Source organism: Pedobacter foliorum (genome assembly GCF_013266735.1).
GTDB classification, from domain to species: domain Bacteria; phylum Bacteroidota; class Bacteroidia; order Sphingobacteriales; family Sphingobacteriaceae; genus Pedobacter; species Pedobacter foliorum.
On the sequence record NZ_JABSNU010000004.1, the window covers coordinates 273,769 to 296,758 of the forward strand.

Here is a 22,990-nt window from a genome sequence, read left to right on the forward strand (position 1 = left end):
CCTTTAAAGCAGTATGAAATGCCTATGAAAATAAAAGTACATCTCGTATCCTATTGCATTCTAGCGTTTATTAGCTTTTCGGCGACAGCTCAACAACACGGGTTGATTTTAAATGATACTACTTCAGTACCTGAAGTTGATGAAACCCCATTGTTTAACAACTATAACTTCAATTATAAAAATAGACTAGATTCTATTCAAAAGACTGTTCCTCTTACTTATAATGAATATGTACAAAAGTACATAGATATTTATAGCGGAAGGAAGGACATGATGGGTAAGATGTTAGGCCTATCGGATTACTATTTCCCAATTTTTGAAAAGGCACTTAAAAGCCTTAATATTCCGGAGGAAATCAAGTACCTGCCAATTATAGAGTCGTCAATGAATCCTCATGCAGTTTCCAGGGTTGGCGCTACGGGTTTGTGGCAATTTATGTTTGGCACGGCCAGAGAGTATGGCTTAAATATGGATAACTTTGTTGATGACAGAAAAGATCCAATACAAGCAAGTTATGCAGCGGCGACCTATTTTAGGGATGCATATGAGGAACTGGGTGACTGGCTCTTGGCTATTGCGGCCTACAATTGTGGTATGGGGAATGTGAAAAGGGCAATGGAGAAATCCAACTCTAACGATTTCTGGGAACTTAGAAAGTTTTTACCTACAGAGACAAGGAACTATGTGCCTGCATTTATAGCTGCGGTATATGTGATGAAGTGCTCCGATAAGCATCAAATCAACTCTCAAAGACCATCTTATATAAAAATTACAGATACTATTCAAGTTAATCGCTTTATTTCTATTCCTACATTAGCTAAGGCTTTAAATATGGATGAAGAAGAGCTTTGTACTTTAAATCCTTCCTATAAGAAGAAGATTGTTAATGGCACTGAGTTAGAGCCTAAACGTGTCATTGTCCCAAAAGTAAGTCTGGCTAATTTTGCACAGATTTATGAAGTGCTTAATACAGATATTGAGACTAATATGAAAGTGGTTCTGGCATCAAATGATGAGACAAGACCAGCCAGAAGAGTAAAATCAAAACCACTTTTCTTCTTTCATAAGGTTAGGCCCGGCCAAAATTTAGGTGCTATTGCTAATAAATATCATGTGGAAGTTCAAGATCTTAAAGTTTGGAACAAGTTAAAAAACTTGACAATCGTTCCTGGACAGAAGATAAAAGTGTATAGTTCCCATGTAGAAAGCGACATCCCAAGCCGCCTGAAAAGTTAGCATTCAGTTTGTTTATTTTCCTGTTCATTTTGTTCATAATTGCGTTTAAATAAGAGTTATCCGTAATTTAATTGGCTTTTTTTTATTTTAAGCCTTAGTAAAAGAATTGTAACTTTGATCCTTTACAATTGACAATTTTATGAGTAAAATAAACAGGAAGCAGGATGCTTTAGATTACCATTCGCAGGGGCGGCCAGGTAAAATTCAGGTTATACCAACAAAACCGACGAACTCTCAAAGAGACCTTGCACTGGCTTATTCACCAGGTGTAGCAGAGCCTTGTTTAAAAATAGCTGAGAATACAGAGGATGTTTATAAATACACTGCCAAGGGGAATTTGGTAGCTGTAATTAGTAACGGTACTGCAGTATTAGGTTTAGGCGATATTGGGCCAGAAGCAGGAAAGCCTGTTATGGAGGGAAAGGGACTCCTTTTTAAAATATTTGCTGATATTGATGTTTTTGATCTTGAATTAGATACCAAAAATGTTGATGATTTTGTTAAGATAGTAAAAGCCCTTGAACCTACTTTTGGGGGAATAAATTTAGAAGATATTAAGGCACCTGAGTGCTTTGAGATAGAGCGTCGTTTAAAAGAGGAGATGAAGATTCCTGTAATGCACGACGATCAGCACGGTACCGCCATCATTTCTGCAGCGGCATTGCTTAATGCTTGTGAACTGCAAAAAAAGAAAATGGATAAGATTAAGATTGTGGTGAATGGGGCAGGTGCTGCCGCAATTTCCTGCTCTCGTTTATACGTTTCTTTAGGTGCTAAAAAAGAAAATATTGTAATGTGTGATCGTTCGGGTGTTATCAAAGATAGCCGCGAAAACCTAGATCCCATTAAGGCCGAATTTGCAACATCAAGGAAGTTAGATACACTTGCTGAAGCGATGAAAGACTCTGATGTATTCATCGGATTATCATCTGCAAATTGTGTTACAGAGGATATGCTTAAATCTATGGCAAAAAATCCTATCGTATTTGCGATGGCAAATCCTGACCCTGAAATTGCTTATGAGTTGGCATTGAACTCACGCAAGGATTTAATTATGGCTACCGGCCGTTCTGATTACCCTAACCAGGTGAATAACGTTTTGGGATTCCCGTATATTTTTAGAGGGGCGCTTGATGTTAGGGCTACGGCCATTAACGAACCAATGAAAATAGCTGCTGTAAAGGCAATTGCTGAATTGGCTAAAAAGCCTGTTCCAGAAGCTGTTAACATGGCTTATAATGAGCGGAATATTAAATTCGGAAAGGACTATATCATTCCTAAACCCATGGATCTTCGTTTAATGACGAATGTGTCTACAGCTGTGGCTAAGGCCGCAATTGAGTCAGGCGTTGCTCGTAAGATAATTACTGATTGGGATGCTTACATTGAGGAACTGAAACACAGATTAGGTGGTGATGATGCTATTATGCGTGCCATTACCAATAAAGCTAAGTCTGACCCTAAGCGTGTTGTTTTTGCTGAAGCCGATAATTACAGAATATTAAAGGCTGCTCAGATTGTAAAAGATGAAAATATAGCTATCCCTATTTTACTTGGAAATAGGGGAATCATCGAAAAAATAATTGAAGACAACGCCTTAGAGTTGGAAGATGTAACTATCATTGATCCTTTTGAGGAACAGGAACGCATGAATAAATATGCGAATTCTCTATATGAGAAGAGACAACGTAGAGGAGTAACTTTATTTGAGGCTACCAAATTTATGCGTGATAGGAACTATTTTGGTGCTTCTATGGTTGAGTTTGGAGAAGCCGATGCAATGATCTCGGGTTTAACAAAGAATTATGTCTCTACTATTAAACCCGCGTTACAAGTTATTGGTACCGAGGAAGGTGTAAATCGTGTTGCTGGTATGTACATGATGATGACCAAGAAGGGGCCCGTGTTTTTTGGAGACACAACCGTTAATGTAGATCCTACTGCGGAAGAATTGGTTGATTTAACTTTGCTTTTAGAACGTTCTGTAAGTAAATTTAACATACAACCAAGGGTTGCTTTACTTTCATATTCTAATTTTGGATCTAATGAAGGTGTTGTACCTGAAAAGGTAAGGAAAGCTGTTAAGATATTGCATGAGAAACATCCGCACATTATGGTGGATGGTGAAATGCAAGGGAACTTTGCGATTAACAACGAAATGCTAAAAGATAATTTTCCTTTTAGCAGATTAATTGGAGCTCCTGCCAATACATTAGTTTTCCCTAATCTGGAATCTGGTAACATAGCCTATAAGTTATTGCAGGAACTTGGAGAAGCCGAGGCCGTTGGTCCGATCTTACTTGGATTAAAAAAACCAGTACATATTGTTCAGTTAGGTAGCTCTGTAAGAGAAATTGTAAATATGGTAACCATTGCAGTTTTAGATGTACAAGCAAAAGAACAGGAAGCGAATCCTAAAAAAGGTCTATTAAAAAGAATCTCAAAAAAATAAAATATGTTTGCATATATTGATGGTAAGTTAACCTTTAAATGCCCCGCGTATATTGTTGTAGAAGCCGGAGGTGTAGGCTACCATATTAATATATCTTTAAATACATACAGTAGTCTTGCTGATGCTGAGCGGTGTAAAATCTATACATGGCTCCATATTAAAGAAGATGCCCATACACTTTATGGTTTTGCTGATGAAGGTGAAAGAAGACTGTTCCTTCACTTGATCTCGGTATCCGGTATAGGGCCAAATACAGGACGAATGATGCTTTCATCCATTACCCCGAATGAGATTCAGTCTGCCATTATTAGTGGCGACCTTCCGCTTATACAGCGAATAAAAGGTATAGGCGTGAAATCTGCACAAAGACTTGTACTTGAGTTGCAGGATAAATTAAAGAAAGAAGGAACGGGGTCGTTAATTGCGGCCCCTTTAAACAATACCGTAAAAGAAGAAGCTTTGTCGGCTTTAATGATGTTAGGTTTTGCAAAAGCGGCATCTGAAAAGGCAATTGACAATGCCGTGAAGGTGGGTGGTCAGGATTTATCAGTAGAACAGATGATTAAGTTAGCCTTGAAAAATTTATAACCTTTTTTACCCTTGAAAAACAAATTAACGCTAATAATATTTCTCCTTTTGATTACATCCTTTTGGGGAAAACAGGCCATCTCACAAATAGTTGTGGGGCGAACCCCTAGTGATACGTCAAAAAATTCATTCGGTTTAAAAGAAAAACAAAGATTAGGGATACGACCATTATCTAATTCTTTTAAGCCACTACCTGATAATATCAAACGCGAAGTTGAGTACGACGCTGTAAATAAAAGATATATAATAAGACAGTTAATAGGCAATAAGCTTCTTTCTGAACCTCAATACCTCAGTATAGATGAGTATCAGCGTTTGATCAGTAGTGAGATTAAACGTGATAATTGGAGAGGGTTTTCAAATGAGGAAATAAATGATGTTAGAAGAACGGGGATTATTCCAAGTTTGAGCATTAATAGTAAGGCCTTTGAGAAGATATTTGGAGGTAATACCATTAATATTCAGCCTCGTGGAGAGGCAGAGTTAACTTTTTTGGGTAGAATCAACAGGAATGAAAACCCTTTGTTCAATGAGCGCCAAAGGGTACAGGGGAACTTTGATTTTAATCAACGGATCCAGATGGATGTTATTGGTAATATCGGGACCAAGTTGAAGGTTAATATGAACTACAATACTGAAGCTCAATTTGATTTTGAGAATCAGATTAAGTTGGACTATACAGGCGGTGATGATGATATTATTAAGAAAATTGAGGCGGGTAATGTTAGCTTACCCTTAAATACTACCTTGATTTCCGGAACACAGGCTTTGTTCGGTGTGAAAACTCAATTGCAGTTCGGTAAACTGAATGTGAATACTGTTTTTACACAACAAAAATCACAATCCAGAGAAATACAGATCAATAATGGTGCACAACAGAATGAGTATCGGATAAGTGCTGATAATTACGAAGCGAATAAGCACTATTTCCTTGCACAATATTTTAGAGATAACTATAATAAAGCACTTTCTAATCCTCCTACTATTACAACCGGTGTTATAATAACAAAGATAGAAGTATGGGTTACAAATAAAGCAGGCAACACTCAAGACTCGAGAGACGTTCTTGCATTTATGGATTTGGGGGAAAATAAGCCATATAATAATACCTTGGGTGGGGGGACTTCGGTGCTTCCTTCGGCATTTAAGAACAATCAATTTCCGAAGCATTCGAATAATTTGTTAGATATGTTACCGGCTGATGCCCGTCAGACCAATTCAAATTCAGTTATTTCATTTTTTCAGCCAACAGGGGGTACAGACAATTATGCAAAGCTAACTTATGCCAGGAAGTTGACAGAGAGAGAGTTCACCTTTCATCCGAAGCTAGGTTATATTTCATTAAATAATGCTTTAAATACTGATGAGGTTCTTGCCGTTGCATACCGATATACTTTTAATGGGGTTGAGTATCAAGTGGGTGAGTTTACTACCGATGTGCCATTTGATCAAGCTACTCCTAAAGTTTTATTCGCCAAATTATTGAAGAATGAGACTACAAAAGTTAAACTGCCTACATGGGCTTTAATGATGAAAAACATCTATTCTATTGGTGGCTATCAGATTAGTCAGCAGAATTTTAGATTAGATATATTTAGGATAGATGAGAAGACAGGTATTGAAAGGCCCGTTATTACTGAGGGAGAGAAGCTGGATGAATTTAAAAAGCCGTTAAAAGATAAACTTTGGATACAAGTTGCCGGTCTGGATCGTTTAAATCAGCAGGATGAGATGAAACCGGATGGAGTTTTTGACTTTGAAACGGAGAACAACCCCTTTAATTCAAATTCTAATCAGAATTCTTCAAATACATTTGGTAACAATAGTGGTTTTAATAATACGAATAGTACCAACAATGCTAACGGAAATACGGCCTACGTACTCTCGAATACTAAAAACGGATACATTACTATAGATCCACTAAATGGCAGGATAATTTTTCCACTTGTTGAACCTTTCGGAAGGGATTTAGCAAATCAGTTTTTACCAACAGAACAGGCTTTTATAGATAAGTATACCTATACAGCATTGTATGATTCGACTAAGGTTGTTGCTCAGCAATTGTTTACCAAGCAAAACAGGTATGTCATTAAAGGAAGTTATCAGTCTGATATTGCTTCTGAGTTTAGCTTAAATGCTATCAACGTGCCAGAGGGGTCTGTAAGAGTTTTTGCAGGTACAATTCCTCTTCAGGAAGGCGTTGATTACACGGTGGATTATCAGGGAGGAAGAGTTAAGATATTGAACACCGGAATCTTAATATCAGGTCAGCCAATCAGAATATCGACTGAGAACAACGAGCTTTTTGGTTTGCAGCAGCGATCTTTATTTGGGGCCAGATTAGATTATAAGGTAAACAATAAGCTGAATTTGGGAGGTACGATTATGAATCTCTCCGAAAAGCCATTAACACCAAAAGTGAATATTGGCGAAGAGCCGATCTCCAATACAATATGGGGAATGGACGTGAATTATAGTGCTCCTTCAAGGTTCCTGACTAAGTTGGTTGATAAATTACCATTCCTATCAACTAAAGCCCCTTCGAGTATTACGTTTTCGGGAGAGTTTGCTCAGTTGCTTCCAGGTCACCCGAATGCGCTTAATTTTGGAGGCAAAAAGGGTGGTGTAAGTTATCTGGATGACTTTGAAGCCTCAAGATCTGTTATAGATCTTAAGAGTGCAGTAGCATGGCAATTGTCGGGAACACCTCAGTTATTTCCAGAATCAGGTTTGATTAATGATCTGGCTTATGGTTATAATAGAGCGAGAATAGCATTCTATAATATCGATCCTACTTTTTACAATAGAAATGCAAGTAATCTGCCTTCTAGTTTGAGAAGTAATCGTACCGAATTATCTAATCACTATGTACGTGAAATTATAGAACAAGAAGTTTTCCCTTTTAAAGAAACAAGTACCGGTCAATCTATTACCTTACCTACATTAGATGTTGCTTTTTATCCGACAGTAAGAGGACCTTATAATTATGCACCTACAGGATTTAGTTCGAATGGTTTATTAAATAATCCTAAATCAAGATGGGGTGGTTTATTCAGGAGAATCGAGACTAATGATTTTGAAGCATTAAATATTGAGTTTATAGAATTATGGGTTATGGATCCGAATCTTTATAAGCCAAATTCTGCTGGAGGTGATTTGTATTTTAATATTGGTAATATTTCGGAAGATATTCTGAAAGATGGTCGTAAATCATTAGAAAATGGCTTGCCTGCTAATGGCGACCCTACTAAATTTGATGAAACAAATTGGGGCAGGGTGCCTAAATTACAACCCGTAGTGCAGGCATTCGATAATGATCCAGCGGCTAGAAGGACACAGGATGTTGGACTAGACGGTTTGTCTAACAATGATGAGCGTACAAAATTCGCTTCACTTGTTAATCAGATAAAAGGTCAGCTAAATCCTGATGCTGCAGCCGAATTAGAAAATGATCCGTCTTCTGATGATTACTCCTATTACAGAAGTAATGCTTTGGATCAGGCAGGTGCGGGAATTTTAAAGCGCTACCAAAAATATAACGGTACTGAAGGAAACTCTAAAACGCCACAACAGTCTCAGGAAGATTTTGGTGTTGAAAATTCGGCTTCTACCTCTTTACCCGATGGGGAAGATATTAACAGAGATAACAACATGACTCAGTCTGATGAGTACTTCCAGTATAAGGTGTCAATGCGTCCTGGAGACTTAATGGTTGGACAAAATTTCGTTACGGATAAGGTGACCTCTCAGGTTAAATTAGCTAATGGACAAACTCAGCCTGTAACCTGGTATCAGATTAGGATTCCATTGGCTCAATACCAACAAAAGGTTGGAAATATTCAGGATTTTAAATCTATACGCTTTATTAGAATGTTCCTTACCAATTATGCGGATACTACCGTTTTGAGGTTCGGAAAGATTCAGTTGATTAGAGGCGAATGGCGTCAATACAATGCAAATAACGATCCTGCTCAGGTGATTGTTGATCCTGTATTATTGCCAATAGGATCGGATAATTCGACCATTGAAGTAGCAACTGTAAATATTGAGGAGAATGGCAAACGTACTCCTATACCTTACGTAGTTCCTCCGGGCATCGAAAGAGAACGTGACTTTAGCAATTATCGTGGTGATACCAGACAGAATGAGCAATCGTTAGCAGTAACCATAAAGAACTTAAGAGATGGATATGGAAGAGCTGCATTTAAAACTGCTATTAATGATTTTAGATCATATAAGCATTTGGAAATGTACATTCACCTGGAAGCTCTTGGTAGCAATGTATTAAATAATAACGATTTAAGTGCATTCTTACGTATAGGGACTGATAATCAAGACAACTATTATGAGTATTCGCAACCGCTAAGGGTAACAAACCCAGGTACCAGCGATCCATACGCAATTTGGCCAGATCAGAATAAGCTTGATATTGAACTTGAAATTTTCCAAAAGGCTAAAATAGCAAGAAACAAAGCAATGCTCAATGGGCAGCCATGGCCAATAAATATTCCTTATGAATTTATTGAAAATGGTAAAACGATTACCATAAAAGGGCAACCCGATATGAGTAAGGTTAGGGTTTATATGCTTGGTGTGAAAAACCCTCTTAAAAATCCTGCAAATCCAGGAGAAGACGATGGTTTGGATAAAAATGCGCAAATATGGTTCAACGAGCTGAGGTTAACTCAATTTGATGAAAGAGGTGGCTGGGCCGCAACTGCAAGGATGAACGCGCAACTTGCGGATTTTGCAGATGTAAACATTTCAGGCAGCAAATCTACAATAGGCTTTGGGTCACTTGAAAAAAGAGTGAGTGAAAGAAATAGGGCTGATAACGTATTCTTTGATATTTCTTCGAGTATGGAGCTAGGTAAGTTTTTACCTAAAAAGACAGGCGTAAAAATCCCTATGTTCATTAGTTATTCAAGTCAGATAAGTACACCGCAATACGATCCAAGAACACCGGATATCGAATTGAAAACAGCTTTGGATGCAGCTACTAAAGCAGAGAAAAAAGAAATATTAAACTATGCACAGGACTATACAACCCGTAATAGTATAAGTTTTACAAATGTGAGAAAAGAGCGTACTGATTTAGATAAGAAGCCTCAGTTATGGGACGTAGAAAATTTAAATGCCAGTTACGCTTATACTAAGTTTGCACATAGAGATTTTATAAACCAAAATAACATTCAACAAACATACAGGGCCTCATTGGCGTATAATTACGCAGGGCAGTCTAAGAGTTACGAGCCTTTTGCCAAAATCATTAAATCAAATACACTTGCATTATTAAAAGAGATAAACTTTAGTCTATTGCCAAATTCAATTAACTTCAGGATTGATCTGGATCGTTACTATTCAGAAAATAGTTTGCGTAACAATGACCCCAATAATGCAATTCCTATAAATACCACCTTTAATAAGAATTTTCTTGTTACCAGAGTTTATGGTATTTCGTGGAATTTTACGCGGTCACTCACGCTTGATTTTGATGCAACAAACTACTCTATTATTGATGAACCGGAAGGGCGAATTAATGGAGTGAAAAGGGATACATTATGGCAAAATTTAAAGCGACTAGGCAGAACTACCGATTATTCTCATAATTTAAATGTAACATATAATCTGCCGGTAAATAAAATTCCGGGTATGGATTGGTTAAATGTTACCACACGTTATGGAACAAGTTTTAACTGGCAAACCGAACCATTATCTACGCTGAGAAATCCTTTAATTGATCTAGGTAATACGATTCAAAACTCTAGAATTATACAGATTAATCCGAACCTGAATCTGGCGAGTCTTTACAACAAGTTTGGCTTTGTAAGAAAGGCAGGAAATGGTACTGCCGATAAACAATCAGGCGCAGGCTTCTTGGTTGGTTTACTTACGGGGGTTAAAAATATTGTAGGAGCCTATACGCAGACCAGAGGTATATTTATGCCTGGATATTTACCAAAAACTAATTACTTTGGTATTGATGATATAACAGGTGCTCCAGGTTTAGGATTTGTATTCGGTAGTCAACGAGACATAAGAAGTATGGCCGTTAATAGTGGCTGGCTTACCCAGGATACATTGCAATCTCAGCTTTATGTAAACACGCTAAGGGAGGATTTAAGTTTTACAAGTTTAATAGAGCCTATCCGTGATTTAACCATTACGCTTACGGCTAATAAAAACAGGACATCTAACTTCTCCACAAACTATAGGTACGACAGAGACAGTCGCGGATTTGAAGACTTCAGTCCATATACAACCGGAGATTATAGCGTTTCATTTATTTCTTTAAGTACAGCATTTTCAGAGAAATCAGGCAGCACTGTATCTAAATTGTTTAATCAGTTTATGGCAAACAGACAAGTGATTTCACAGCGTTTGGGTGCTCAGAATCCGAATTCAAATGGTGTAGTTGGTGGGTATGCAGATGGTTATGATAAAAATGCACAGGATGTAGTGGTATCGTCATTTATAGCTGCTTATTCAGGTAGAAGTGCTTCTTCAGTAGGGCTGAACTCTCTCCCTAGCATTCCTTTGCCAAACTGGCGTTTGAATTATCGTGGACTTACTCGTATACCTTTCCTGGCTGAGCGTTTTAATTCAATTGATGTTAGACATTCATATAGATCCGTTTACAGTGTAAACAGCTTTAATTCTTTATTGAGATATCAAGAAAGTAATGGTTCTGTAACTAGCAGGGAAGATGTTAATGGAGGGAATTTCCTTCCGAAGTTCCAATACTCTCAGGTAACTATTGCTGAACAATTTGCCCCACTTATTGGTGTTGATACCAGATTGAAAAATAATATGACTGCTAATTTTGAATATGGCAGATCCAGGCTGTTAGGACTAAGTCTTGCAAATAGTCAGTTGGCTCAGTTAACGGAAAACAATATGGTTTTCGGAGTTGGCTATAGGACCAATAAATTCAGGTTCCCATTTGGTTTGTTTAAAGGATTAAAAACAGACAATAACATGGACTTTAAATTGGATATAGCCATAAGGGATAACAAAACTGTAATTTACAGGGCAGACATTACTGAGGCTGAAGTTTCATCAGGGGCTAAAAACATAACATTTAGACCAAGTGTTGATTATGTGCTTAACCAGCGGTTTAACATACGCGTATTCTATGATTCTAACGTTACTAAACCATATACTTCACAAACGTTTAATACCTCGTTCAGCAATTTTGGATTTAGTTTAAGGATTACACTGAATTAAGGATTGTTATAAAGACTGATATTAATTACCTTTGAACGCGCGCAGCTTGTTTAATATGTTGAGCCGCAAAAAGATTTACGAAAAAATAAATTTAGAGAAATGAATTTTCCATCAGAATTAAAGTACACCAAAGACCACGAGTGGGTTAGAGTTGAGGGTAATGAAGCTTATATTGGTATTACTGATTTTGCTCAACGTGAATTGGGTGATATCGTATATATTGATATCAATACCGTAGGTGATGAAGTAAGTAAAGATGAGGTTTTTGGTACTGTTGAAGCAGTTAAAACTGTATCGGATTTGTTTATGCCAATAACAGCTACTGTTACTGAAACAAATGCTGCGCTTAATGACAATCCTGAATTGGTAAATTCTGATCCATATGGAGCGGGATGGATGGTTAAGGTTACAGTTTCTGATTTATCAGAAGTTGACGGCTTGTTAACTGCAGATGCTTACAAAGCACTAGTTGGAGCTTAATTAATGAATAAATTCGGAGAATTAAAATATCAGATCTGGGCCATCGTATGGACTGTTGTGATTTTAGTGCTTTGTAATATGAAAATGCCTGATACCCATGGATCAGGCTTTTTTTTTGAAGGCTTTGATAAAATGGTCCATTTAGGGTTCTTTTATGTGCTCACTATACTTTTGTTTTTTGGTAAAATAAGACACCAGCATAATTATAGTTTCCGGTCCCTAACCATATTTAAAATCATTGTTATTACGGCAGCATTAGGTGGTGGCATTGAATTGTTACAATGGAAAATCTTTACCTACAGATCTGCAGAATGGTGGGATTTTGGCTGTGATATGGTTGGTGTTTTTATGGGTGTTTTCAGTTACATTTTACTGCATAAATCTAACTACAATGAAAAGACAGTTTAACTTATTGATTCTTTTAGTGTTGGTGGGGTTTGTTAGTGGCTGTGGTATTTTTAAACCCGGATGTAAATGTCCAACGGTTAGCTATTCAAGCTATCCCCATAAGTAATTTTATAAACCTAAGAAGAAGCCCCTTATTTAGTAAGGGGCTTTTTTTATGACTATATATAAACACCTGCTTATTTGGATTTATTATAGATTAAGTCTAAATTGCGCTCCAAAATAATACTTATACATAGATGAAGCTTTCGCAGTTAAATCCAGGAGAACAAGGAACTATCGTAGCGTTTACAGATCTTGAAATGTCTGTAAAATTAATGGAAATGGGATGCTTGCCTGGTGAAACAGTAGAAGTAGAACGTTTTGCGCCGCTTGGAGATCCAATTGCTATTCGTGTGGCAGGGTACCAACTTTGTTTGCGTAAAAACGAAGCATCTATTATTATAATTCAATAATAGTTTTGGTAAAAAATATTAAAATTGCTTTAGTTGGTAACCCCAACACAGGGAAATCTACACTTTTTAACCTGCTTACGGGATTAAATCAGAAGATCGGAAATTTTCCCGGTATTACTGTTGATAAGAAAGTTGGTTATTGTAAACTGTCCAATAACAGACAGGCTGAGATAATTGATTTACCTGGTACTTATAGTTTATACCCTAAAAGTAAAGATGAGAGCATAGTATTTCAGGTTCTTGCCGATAAAAATAATTCAAGCCATCCTGATATTGTTGTACTGGTAGCAGATGCAACAAACCTTCGAAGAAATTTATTGCTTTATTCTCAGGTAGCAGATTTAGGTGTCCCTTTGGTTCTTGCGCTTAACATGACCGATATGGCCAAAAAGGAAGGTATTGATGTCGATATCAATAAGCTTTCTGAAAGGTTAGGTATACAAGTAGTTGCAATTTCTGCAAGAAGCAATTCAGGATTAACTGAGCTTAAAGAGGCTATTAATAATACTACGGTTATCGCTACTCAGGTAGAAGGAGCAGATGTACGCGTATTAGCACCAGAAGCCATTGATTTGGTTAAAGCCAAGGTAAAAACTGAAAACAACTACCTTGCTTTACAAATACTACATCAACATGAGCACCTTAATACCTATTCTGCTCAGGAACATGAAGCATTTGAGAAGATTAAAACTGAGCATGCTTTTGAATCTTCTAAACTACAGGCTGCAGAAACTATTGCCCGTTATAGATATCTTGGTACTGTTTTAAGTGGAGTAGTAGAAGATACAGGAGCTGCAAGAAAGTTTGTTTTTAGTGACAAACTCGATTCAGTGCTGACCAATAAGTTCTGGGGTTTCCTTATTTTTATTGGCATTCTATTCTTTATTTTTAACTCTATTTTCTCCTGGTCATCGTACCCAATGGAGTTAATTGAATATGGTTTTGTTTGGCTTACTGAATATGGTCACCAACATTTGCCGGACGGTATTCTAACTAATCTTCTTTTAGATGGAGTATTAGCCGGTTTGGGTGGTGTAATGATATTTATACCTCAGATAGCAATCTTATTTGCTTTTATATCTATACTGGAGGATACAGGCTATATGGCGCGTGTTACCTTCATGATGGATAAGATCATGCGAAAGTTTGGATTAAGCGGTAAATCTGTAGTGCCAATGATAGGGAGTTTAGCTTGTGCTGTCCCATCCATAATGAGCGCCCGTAATATCGAGAGTTGGAAAGATCGTATTATTACTATTATGGTTGCGCCGTTGGTAAGCTGCTCAGCCAGATTACCTGTTTATACTTTATTAATATCATTGGTAGTTCCCGAAAAAATGGTTTGGGGTTTTCTGAATTTGCAAGGCCTTACCCTTATGGGGATGTATGTCATTAGTATTTTAGCTGCGGTTTTTGTGGCATTTGTAATGAAGTTCTTAATAAAGGCAAAGGAGAAATCATATTTCATTATGGAACTTCCTGTCTACAGAATGCCTAGATGGTCAAATGTGATTTATACCATGTATGAGAAATCAAAAACTTTTGTTTTTGAAGCAGGTAAGGTGATTATTGCTATCTCTATTATCCTTTGGGTACTTGCAACTTATGGGCCATCTGAAAGGTTCAAAGAAATTGATGATAAATACGCCGCTATAGAAGCGCAAAAAGATAGTGTGCAAATTAGTACATTGGAAAGAGATAGGGCCGCAGAGAAGCTTGAGAACTCTTATGCCGGTATTTTAGGGCATGTAATTGAACCCGCTATAAAACCTTTAGGTTTTGATTGGAAAATTGGCATTGCATTAATTACCTCTTTTGCAGCAAGGGAAGCCTTTGTAGGAACAATGGCTACTATCTACAGTGTTGATAATGATGGAGAAGTTGCCACCATCCGTAATAAAATGCGTGGTGCTAAAGATCCTGATACCGGCTTGCCTGTGTTTACATTTGCTACTGCATTCTCTTTGATGTTGTTCTATGCCTTTGCAATGCAGTGTATGAGTACTGTAGCAGTTGTATTCAGAGAAACTAAATCATGGAGGTGGCCGGTTATTCAAATCGTGTATATGACAGGAATGGCATATGTAGCTAGTTTGATCGCTTACCAACTTTTAAAGTAATTTAATTATCTTGGCCTTTGTGAAAAAGGAGAATATCTTAGCACAATATATGCCTGACGCTGCGGCTCCGATTATAGCCCGGTGGATAGATTATTTTCAGTGTGAATTTAAGATTTCAAAAAACAGGGCAACAAAATTAGGCGATTACAGACACCCTTTTAAAGGAGCAGGCCATAAGATTTCAGTTAACAATGATCTTAATGCTTATGCATTTCTTGTAACCACCGTTCATGAATTTGCTCATTTACTAACCTGGAATGACCATAAGAATAAGGTAAAGCCTCACGGTGATGAATGGAAACGCAATTTTAAGCGAATGATGGTGCCATTTATTGATCAGAATATTTTTCCGGAGGATGTACAGTCTGCCATTGTTAGCTATTTAAATAACCCATCAGCCGCAAGTTGTACCGACCTAAAGTTATCAAGAGCTTTAAAAAAATATGACTTGTTACTAAATGTTTCCCGTTTAGAAGAGCTGCCTATTAATACAGTGTTTAGTATAAAAGATGGCAGACAGTTTAAGAAAGGAGAGCGACTTAGAAAGAGATACCGTTGTGTTTGCCTAGATAATGGGAATACTTATCTTTTTAACCCATTAGCAGAAGTAACATTAACGGCTACGGGTACATAAATCGCTTCTTTGTCCTTTATCTCCCACTTTATATTCAGCTTTTTATCTCTAAAAACTGACGGGACTTTTAGTAGGCTATCTACTAGATTATCAGTATCTTTTATTAAAATACTTGCGCTGTAACCGCCTGCAATTTTACTTTTTAAAAGTATATAACGCTCGTCAGGAGCAGATATAATATTATCGAAGACTAAGTCAAACTCATTAGCTCCAATTATCGCGTCGTTTAGCAATTTAATATCCTGACTATATTCGTTTTGATCGGAAGTGCTTTTCTTTCTCATTTGGAAAGGTTCTTTTTTGAGTAAAGAGAAATCAGACGAAGTACGAGATTCTTCTTTAAATGGAATGTTATTTCTAAAGTAAGTACGGCCGTCTTCAAAAGTATTTACTCCTTGTTTGGCTAATTTTGTACCATCTTTCAACAAAATCAGGCTATCGTTTTTAAAATAGTATTTTCTTACTTGGTTACTTATCCCCTCATCATTTTTATATTGAGAATATAGTACCGGTTTGCCGTTCCAGCTATATTTTTCTATATACATAGTTGCTTGTCCAAGTTGATAAACCAGACTGGTATTCTTTTCATAAGTATTGAGGGTTGCGTCAATGGAATCTGCATAAAGTAGTATACTGGCCTCAGTCATAGGCGCGCCAATGCGTGCGTTAATGAGATCTGCCTGGGGATGCTTTGGGCCCTGATTACAACCAATCATAGCTATAGGGAGCAGGAAAAATAGATGTAATAACTTCATACCATTAACTTAGCTTGTGCCTAAGTAACAGACCATTATCATGCCAAGTTAATTTAGTAAGCTAACAAACGTTTAACAGTATCGGCCAATTGGCTTTTTGCAAGGAAGCTATCTTCCAGCGTTTTACTCATGGGGATAGCTGTATCGGCACTTGCACAACGCATAACCGGAGCATCAAGATGTCTAAAGCAATGTTCCGAGATCCATGCCGCTAACTCAGCTCCAAACCCACATGTTAGTGTGTCTTCATGTAAAATAAGTGCTCTGCCTGTTGTTTTAACAGTTGCAGCAACAGTTTCTTTATCCCAAGGTTGCAAAGTTCGTAAATCTACTAAAGTGGCTGAAATCTCAGGATTTTCGCTAAGAAAAGAAAGCGCCCAATGAACACCTAGTCCATAAGTTATTATGGCTATTTGTGTGCCATGATTTAGAATATTGGCTTTCCCAATCTCGATATTATAATACCCGGTTGGTACATTGCCATTCAAACTTCGATAAAGGTATTTATGCTCAAAATACATTACAGGATTTGGATCATCTATTGCAGCGAGCAACAGCCCCTTTGCATCATAAGGAAAGGCCGGGTAAACCACCTTTAATCCCGGAGTTTTAGTGAACCAAGCTTCATTACTTTGCGAGTGGAAAGGACCTGCGCCAGTTCCTGCCCCTGTAGGCATACGAACTACAACATCAGCTTTTTCTCCCCATCTGTAATGGGTTTTAGCCAAATTATTAACAATCTGATTAAAACCACAAGTAACAAAATCTGCAAATTGCATTTCTACAACAGCTTTGTAACCATTTATTGAAAGTCCTAATCCTGCGCCAACGATAACAGATTCGCAGATAGGGGTATTTCTAACTCTGGCTTTCCCAAACTCATTTACAAAACCATCGGTGATTTTAAAAGCACCTCCATATTCGGCAATATCCTGGCCCATTAAAACAAGGTTCTTGTGCTTTGCCATACCTATTCTTAAGCCATCGGTAATAGCATCCAGATAGCGCATTTCTCTAGGTGGTTCAGTAGGAGTAGGCGCTACAGCTTCAAAGCGATATGGAGAATACATATCTTCCAGCTCCGTTTGTAAATCGGCTACTGGTTCCGGATCATGAAATGCACGTTCGACCTCCAGATCAATATCGATTTTAAATGAGGTTTTAATTTCTTTAATGGAATCATCTGTAAGAACTGCTTGGTCAAGTAGATACCGTTCAAAGTTTTTAAGAGGGTCTTTGGCACCCCATTCATCAAATAGTTGTTGAGGGACATATTTGGTGCCTGAAGCCTCCTCATGGCCTCTCATTCTAAATGTTAGACACTCAATTAAGACTGGTCTTGGTTCTTTCCGAATTGAACTTGCAACTGAATTCAGAGTGTCATACACCTCAAGAATATTGTTCCCATCTATCTGGATGCCCTCAATTCCGTAGCCGATAGCTTTATCTACAAGATCTTTACATTTAAATTGTTCATTAATAGGGGTGGAGAGACCGTAACCATTATTTTCAATAAGAAAGATAACTGGCAAATTCCATACAGCAGCAACGTTTAGCGCTTCATGAAAATCACCCTCACTGGTAGCGCCTTCTCCGGTAAATACTAAAGTTGCATGTTCCTTGTTCTCTATTAAATCAGCAAGGGCAATTCCATCTGCAAGTGCCATTTGCGGGCCTAGATGAGATATCATACCTATGATTTTATAGTCTTGGGTTCCAAAATGAAAGGAACGATCCCTGCCCTTAGTGAATCCGGTAATTTTGCCCTGCCATTGCGCCATTAGCTTACGTAACGGTATATCCCGGGTAGTAAATACACCAAGATTTCTATGCATAGGCAAGATGTATTCCTGAGCTTCCATTGCCATAGTACTACCTACGGCAATTGCTTCCTGACCGATTCCTGAGAACCATTTGCCAATACGACCCTGACGAAGCAGTATGAGCATTTTTTCCTCGACCATTCTTGGATAAAGTAAACGCTTGTAGAAATCTAATAATGCGCTGTCACTTTTGTCTTTTCGGTCGAAGGTCATGCTTACAGTTATAAGTTTTTAGATTCCTTGTTTTTTTCGTCCCACTGTTTGGCAAAAGACTTTGGAGCTATTGTTGGCATAGAACGGTATTTGCCCCAGATCTTTCTAAATAAGTTTTTGAGGAAGAAGTTTTTGATCTTTCCGTTAAGAAAGTCCATCCTCGATCGTTTTAACATCCCGACATTCCAAATCTTCCAGCCAATTTCTTCAGCTTTACTATTGTCATGTTGAGTTGCTGCATCTCTTCTATTAAGCAACAGCATTTTATGGATGTCTATTTTAACCGGACATACCTCAGAGCATTTTCCGCAAAGGCTTGAGGCATAGCTTAAGTGTTTAAAGTCCTTCATGCCCTTCAAGTGAGGCGTAATGATAGAACCAATTGGGCCACTATATGTAGTATTGTAAGTATGACCACCTATGTTTTTATAAACCGGGCAAGCATTAAGACAAGCACCACAACGAATGCAGTATAAACCTTGGCGCTGTTCTTTTTGAGCCAATAAATTGGTGCGTCCGTTATCAAGTAAGATCACGTACATTTCTTCCGGGCCATCGGTTTCTTCTCCGCGTCTTGGTCCGCTCAAAATTGTATTGTAAACCGTTAGGTTTTGTCCGGTCCCGTGGCTAGCCAAAAGCGGCCAGAACAGATCCAGATCTGCCATCGAAGGGATAACCTTTTCTATACCTACAATTGCAATATGGATTTTAGGGAAAGTTGTACATAACCTTGCATTACCTTCATTTTCAGTTAATGCAATACTACCAGTGTCAGCTATTAAAAAGTTTCCGCCACTAATTCCTATATCAGCTTTTAAGTATTTATCTCTTAATAGCTCACGAGCTTTTTGCGTAAGTTGTTGAGGTGTATAATCAAGAGGGGTACCAAACTTTTCGTGAAATAATTTAGCAATGTCTTCTTTGCTTAAGTGCATTGCTGGTGTTACTATATGGTAGGGTGGCTGACCAAGTAATTGAACTATATATTCCCCAAGATCGCTTTCCAGTGATTCAATATCGTTCTTTTCCAGAAATTCATTTAAATGAATTTCTTCTGTGGTCATTGATTTTGATTTTATAACCGTTTTTCCACCGTTCTTTTTAATGATGTTCAGTATTTCTTTCTGAGCCTCATTTACGTCATTTGCCCAGATTACTTTACCACCTCTGCGTTGGAAGTTAGACTCAAACTCTGGTAAAAATTTATCCAGGTTCTCCATAACGCGCCATTTAATTACGTGTGCTTTTTTCTTTGAGTTTTCTAAATTCTCAAATTTGGATAAGCCACGTTCAACAGCAACATTATACTTGCCTATGTTATGATTGATAATTTTACGATGTCCTAAATCGAAGGCTTTCTCATCTGCCTTCTCCAAAAAATCCTCTGATATATCCATCGTCTTCACCTGTTTTTATTTACCAATTCAATTCTCAGAAGCAGCCTTTTAAAGGCTTGAAACTATTTTTCCCTGTTTTTGAATCATGTTTGTTTCAAACTTAGATAAAACTAAGCAAGTATTCATTAAAAAATGTAATTTGAATCTTACAACTTAGGCGTACCGTCTTCATTTTTATCTACAGTAGGGCGCTTTAAGCCATTTGCAAGTTCCCAGGCAGTAAAATAAACAAGTTTTGCTCTTTTTGCAAGCATAGGGAAATCGATCTTGCTAACCTCATCTCCTGGCATATGATAATCATCATGCACACCATTAAAATAAAATATTACCGGAATGCCATGCTTGGCAAAATTATAGTGATCTGAGCGGTAATAGAACTGATTAGGATCAGTGCGATTATTATATTTTTCATCCAGATTGATGTTGACATAAGTCTTGTTCGCCTTTTTACCAATTCTGTCAAGATCAGAACTTAACATATCTGAACCAATAATGTAAACGAAGTTATTATCACTTTCGTGGGCTTTGTCTCCACGACCAATCATGTCAATATTTAAATTGGTAATGGTGTTTTTCAGTGGGAATACCGGATTTTCAGAATACCATTCAGAGCCTAGCAAACCTTTTTCTTCACCGGTAACAGTCATGAACAGGATACTCCTCTTAGGGCCTTTTCCAGCTTTTTTAGCTTTAGCAAATGCCTCGGCAATTAATAAAACACCAGTAGTTCCTGAGCCATCATCATCAGCTCCATTGTTAATTTTATCATCACCTTTAGCATCAGGTGTAATGCCGATGTGGTCATAGTGACCAGTGATAACTAAAATCTCATGTTTTAATTTTGGGTCAGAACCTTCAAGAAAACCTAAAACATTATCTGACTTAACTTTTTTCTCTACTTTACTTGCGCTTGCACAAACACTGATCTTTATTTCTTGGGGAGATGGTTTTCCTCCGTCAGAAATCTTCTTTTTAAGTGCATCCAAATTGGTATTGGCACCAGCAAGAATTCTATTAGCGAGAGCAGTTCCTATTGTAATGACCGGCATCGCTTGCGGTACATCCATACGATCCATCGTTTCCTTATTTTTCAAAGCCATATCCTCTGATAAGAGATAGCTTTTCATATTTTCAGGCATATTGTCAACAATAGGATCAATAAGGATTACTGCCTGAGCTTTATGTTCTACCAGGTATTTCAGCTTGGCATTTACCGCGCTCGAATTCCTTAATGATGCAGTAGGGGCAGGAGAACCAGGCTCTCCAGATTTGAAAATCATTACGACTTTACCAGCAACAGCTTGGTTTGCATAATCATTGTAATCATCTTTGGTTAAGCCATAGCCTGCAAAGAGTACACTATTTGCATTAAAAGCAAAACCTTTAGCCGAAACACTTTTAGGCATAAGGAAAAAATCAGTCAAAGCCTCTGCCGGTTGACCATCTACTGTAAGTAGCTGCGACAGACCGTAAGATACAATATCAACTGGCTGAAAATAATCCCCTGCAACAGGAGCCTTTAAACCGATACTTTTAAAATGCTCTTTAATATAGTCGGCTGCCATCCAACCTCCTTTTTTTCCGGTTTCTCTGCCTTCATATTCGTCAGAAGCCAACACTGATAGGTGCTTATAAGCATTATCCTTGTTAATGGTTTGACTAAATTTTATAGCGTCCTTATTTTGTGCAACTGCACTGCAACCCATAAGTAATAAGAAACTCGAGTATAAAAGGTGTTTTTTCATGTCAGCTCGATTAGATTTTTAGATTTTGTTCTTTGAACAGATGCTTAGCAGGAAATTTTTCCAACCCTTCCTTCATGTCTACCGCCCTCAAAAGGAGTATTAATAAAGGTGGTTGTCATTTCTTTTGCAAGATCTTCAGATACAAATCTGGCAGGGATACACAAAACATTTGCATTGTTATGTTGTCTTGAAAGTGCAGCCAGTTCATTAAGCCAGCAAATTGCCGCCCTTACTTGTTGGTGTTTATTTGCAGTAATTGCAACACCATTAGCACTCCCACATACTAAAACACCAAAAGCGTATTCTCCACTTTCCACTGCAGAAGCTACTGGATGAGCAAAATCAGGATAGTCAACAGATTGACTTGAATGAGTTCCAAAATCTTTAACTTCAAAATCTGCTAAATATGATTTTAATAGCTCTTTATATTCAAAACCAGCGTGATCTGCGCCTATTGCAATTTTTATCTTTTTATCTGTTGACATTTTTAAACGATGTTATAATTATTATAATATTTTACTAAGCTTATTTTACTTTGGCTACCCCATAAATATCTTTGTTCCTTTTTTTCTCAATGCTAGCTGATATAAATATACTCAACTCATACAGTAAGAATAATGGAAGCGCTACAATAAGCATGGTATACGGATCAGCAGTAGGAGTAACTACAGCTGCTATTATTAAAATAAGTACTGTTGAATATCTTCTGCTTGCCCGCATAAATGCAGGAGTCATCACACCAAGTTTCGATAAGATGAAGATGATAACCGGTAACTGGAAAATTACTCCCGAACCAAGTGTTAACGTCATTACCGATGAAAGGTAAGAATCAATAGTAAAAGTGTTCTGAATCTCAGGACTTACAGTGAAATTAGTTAGGAAGTTGATAGATAATGGACAAATAATATAATATCCAAATAGTATACCTAAGAAAAATAGAAATGAAGCGAATGCTACAAAGCCACTTGCAGATTTTCTTTCGTTGTCATGCAACGCTGGTTTTATAAACAACCATATTTCAAATAGTAAGTAGGGGATACCTAGTATAATACCGACCATTACACACGAGTTTAGCTGAAGCGTAAACTGTCCGGCCATTTCAGTATTGATGATTTTTGCATCAATTTTTGTAATACAAAATTCTGGACCTATAGACGGAAACCTTTCAACCAGCTTACACATCATACGATATGTCCAGAAGCTGGGATTTTTTGGTCCCATAATGATCGTATTAAAAATGAAATCAGTATAGTAAAATGCTCCAATTGTTAGTACAAGAACAACAGCTAATGCGCGCAATAAGTGCTTTCTAAGTACGTCAATGTGGTCAAAGAAAGACATTTCCGCCTCTAATGTTTTCCCTTTTTCTTTTATAGCACCAATAAGGTCCCTTTTTTTATTCTCACTCATGTACGTTATTTGTAAAACAAAAATACCATTCTATTTTATTCAGAATGGTA

Annotated in this window: 15 protein-coding genes; 9 read left to right on the forward strand and 6 right to left on the reverse strand. The window is 37.5% G+C overall.

Annotated elements, in window-relative coordinates; all coding sequences use genetic code 11:
• The first annotated feature begins 24 nt into the window (after positions 1-24).
• The 9 genes from HQN83_RS11000 (at position 25) to HQN83_RS11040 (ending at position 15,597) form a co-directional block, all read left to right on the forward strand.
• Positions 25-1,236, forward strand: a complete 1,212-nt coding sequence (locus tag HQN83_RS11000) for a lytic transglycosylase domain-containing protein (protein ID WP_173090390.1) — start codon at positions 25-27, stop codon at positions 1,234-1,236.
• A gap of 139 nt (positions 1,237-1,375) precedes the next feature.
• Positions 1,376-3,688, forward strand: a complete 2,313-nt coding sequence (locus tag HQN83_RS11005; RefSeq protein WP_173090391.1) for an NADP-dependent malic enzyme — start codon at positions 1,376-1,378, stop codon at positions 3,686-3,688.
• A gap of 3 nt (positions 3,689-3,691) precedes the next feature.
• Complete coding sequence (ruvA, locus tag HQN83_RS11010) at positions 3,692-4,276, forward strand: Holliday junction branch migration protein RuvA (protein ID WP_173090392.1); 585 nt, start codon at positions 3,692-3,694, stop codon at positions 4,274-4,276.
• Between the two features lie 12 nt (positions 4,277-4,288).
• Complete coding sequence (gene sov / locus HQN83_RS11015; protein ID WP_173090393.1) at positions 4,289-11,503, forward strand: T9SS outer membrane translocon Sov/SprA; 7,215 nt, start codon at positions 4,289-4,291, stop codon at positions 11,501-11,503.
• 99 nt (positions 11,504-11,602) lie between these two features.
• The gene (gene gcvH, locus HQN83_RS11020) at positions 11,603-11,983 is read left to right on the forward strand and encodes a glycine cleavage system protein GcvH (RefSeq protein WP_173090394.1); all 381 of its coding nucleotides are present in this window, start codon (positions 11,603-11,605) and stop codon (positions 11,981-11,983) included.
• Between the two features lie 3 nt (positions 11,984-11,986).
• Positions 11,987-12,391, forward strand: a complete 405-nt coding sequence (locus tag HQN83_RS11025; protein ID WP_173090395.1) for a VanZ family protein — start codon at positions 11,987-11,989, stop codon at positions 12,389-12,391.
• A 236-nt stretch (positions 12,392-12,627) separates the two neighbouring features.
• Positions 12,628-12,843 carry a FeoA family protein gene (locus tag HQN83_RS11030; RefSeq protein ID WP_048903622.1) on the forward strand — a complete coding sequence of 72 codons (216 nt, stop codon included), beginning with the start codon at positions 12,628-12,630 and terminating at the stop codon, positions 12,841-12,843.
• A 5-nt stretch (positions 12,844-12,848) separates the two neighbouring features.
• Positions 12,849-14,963, forward strand: a complete 2,115-nt coding sequence (gene feoB, locus HQN83_RS11035; protein ID WP_173090396.1) for a ferrous iron transport protein B — start codon at positions 12,849-12,851, stop codon at positions 14,961-14,963.
• 49 nt (positions 14,964-15,012) lie between these two features.
• Complete coding sequence (locus HQN83_RS11040) at positions 15,013-15,597, forward strand: SprT-like domain-containing protein (protein WP_173090549.1); 585 nt, start codon at positions 15,013-15,015, stop codon at positions 15,595-15,597.
• Here the strand turns inward: HQN83_RS11040 and HQN83_RS11045 are convergent.
• From HQN83_RS11045 to tatC, 6 genes are all read right to left on the reverse strand, one after another.
• Positions 15,546-16,352 carry a hypothetical protein gene (locus tag HQN83_RS11045; protein WP_173090397.1) on the reverse strand — a complete coding sequence of 269 codons (807 nt, stop codon included), beginning with the start codon at positions 16,350-16,352 and terminating at the stop codon, positions 15,546-15,548. The two genes, HQN83_RS11040 and HQN83_RS11045, sit on opposite strands and share 52 nt — an antisense overlap.
• 53 nt (positions 16,353-16,405) lie before the next feature.
• Positions 16,406-18,388, reverse strand: coding sequence for an alpha-ketoacid dehydrogenase subunit alpha/beta (locus HQN83_RS11050; RefSeq protein WP_173090398.1), 1,983 nt, complete (start codon positions 18,386-18,388; stop codon positions 16,406-16,408).
• Positions 18,389-18,396: 8 nt separating this feature from the next.
• Entirely contained in the window at positions 18,397-19,785 is a 1,389-nt protein-coding gene (locus HQN83_RS11055; protein WP_173090399.1) for a LutB/LldF family L-lactate oxidation iron-sulfur protein, read from the reverse strand.
• A 146-nt stretch (positions 19,786-19,931) separates the two neighbouring features.
• A complete protein-coding gene (locus tag HQN83_RS11060; protein ID WP_173090400.1) occupies positions 19,932-21,530 on the reverse strand; it encodes a M28 family peptidase in 1,599 nt (532 codons plus the stop codon).
• 44 nt (positions 21,531-21,574) lie between these two features.
• A complete protein-coding gene (gene rpiB / locus HQN83_RS11065) occupies positions 21,575-22,015 on the reverse strand; it encodes a ribose 5-phosphate isomerase B (RefSeq protein WP_173090401.1) in 441 nt (146 codons plus the stop codon).
• A gap of 40 nt (positions 22,016-22,055) precedes the next feature.
• Complete coding sequence (tatC, locus tag HQN83_RS11070; protein ID WP_173090402.1) at positions 22,056-22,940, reverse strand: twin-arginine translocase subunit TatC; 885 nt, start codon at positions 22,938-22,940, stop codon at positions 22,056-22,058.
• Between the last annotated feature and the right edge of the window lie 50 nt (positions 22,941-22,990).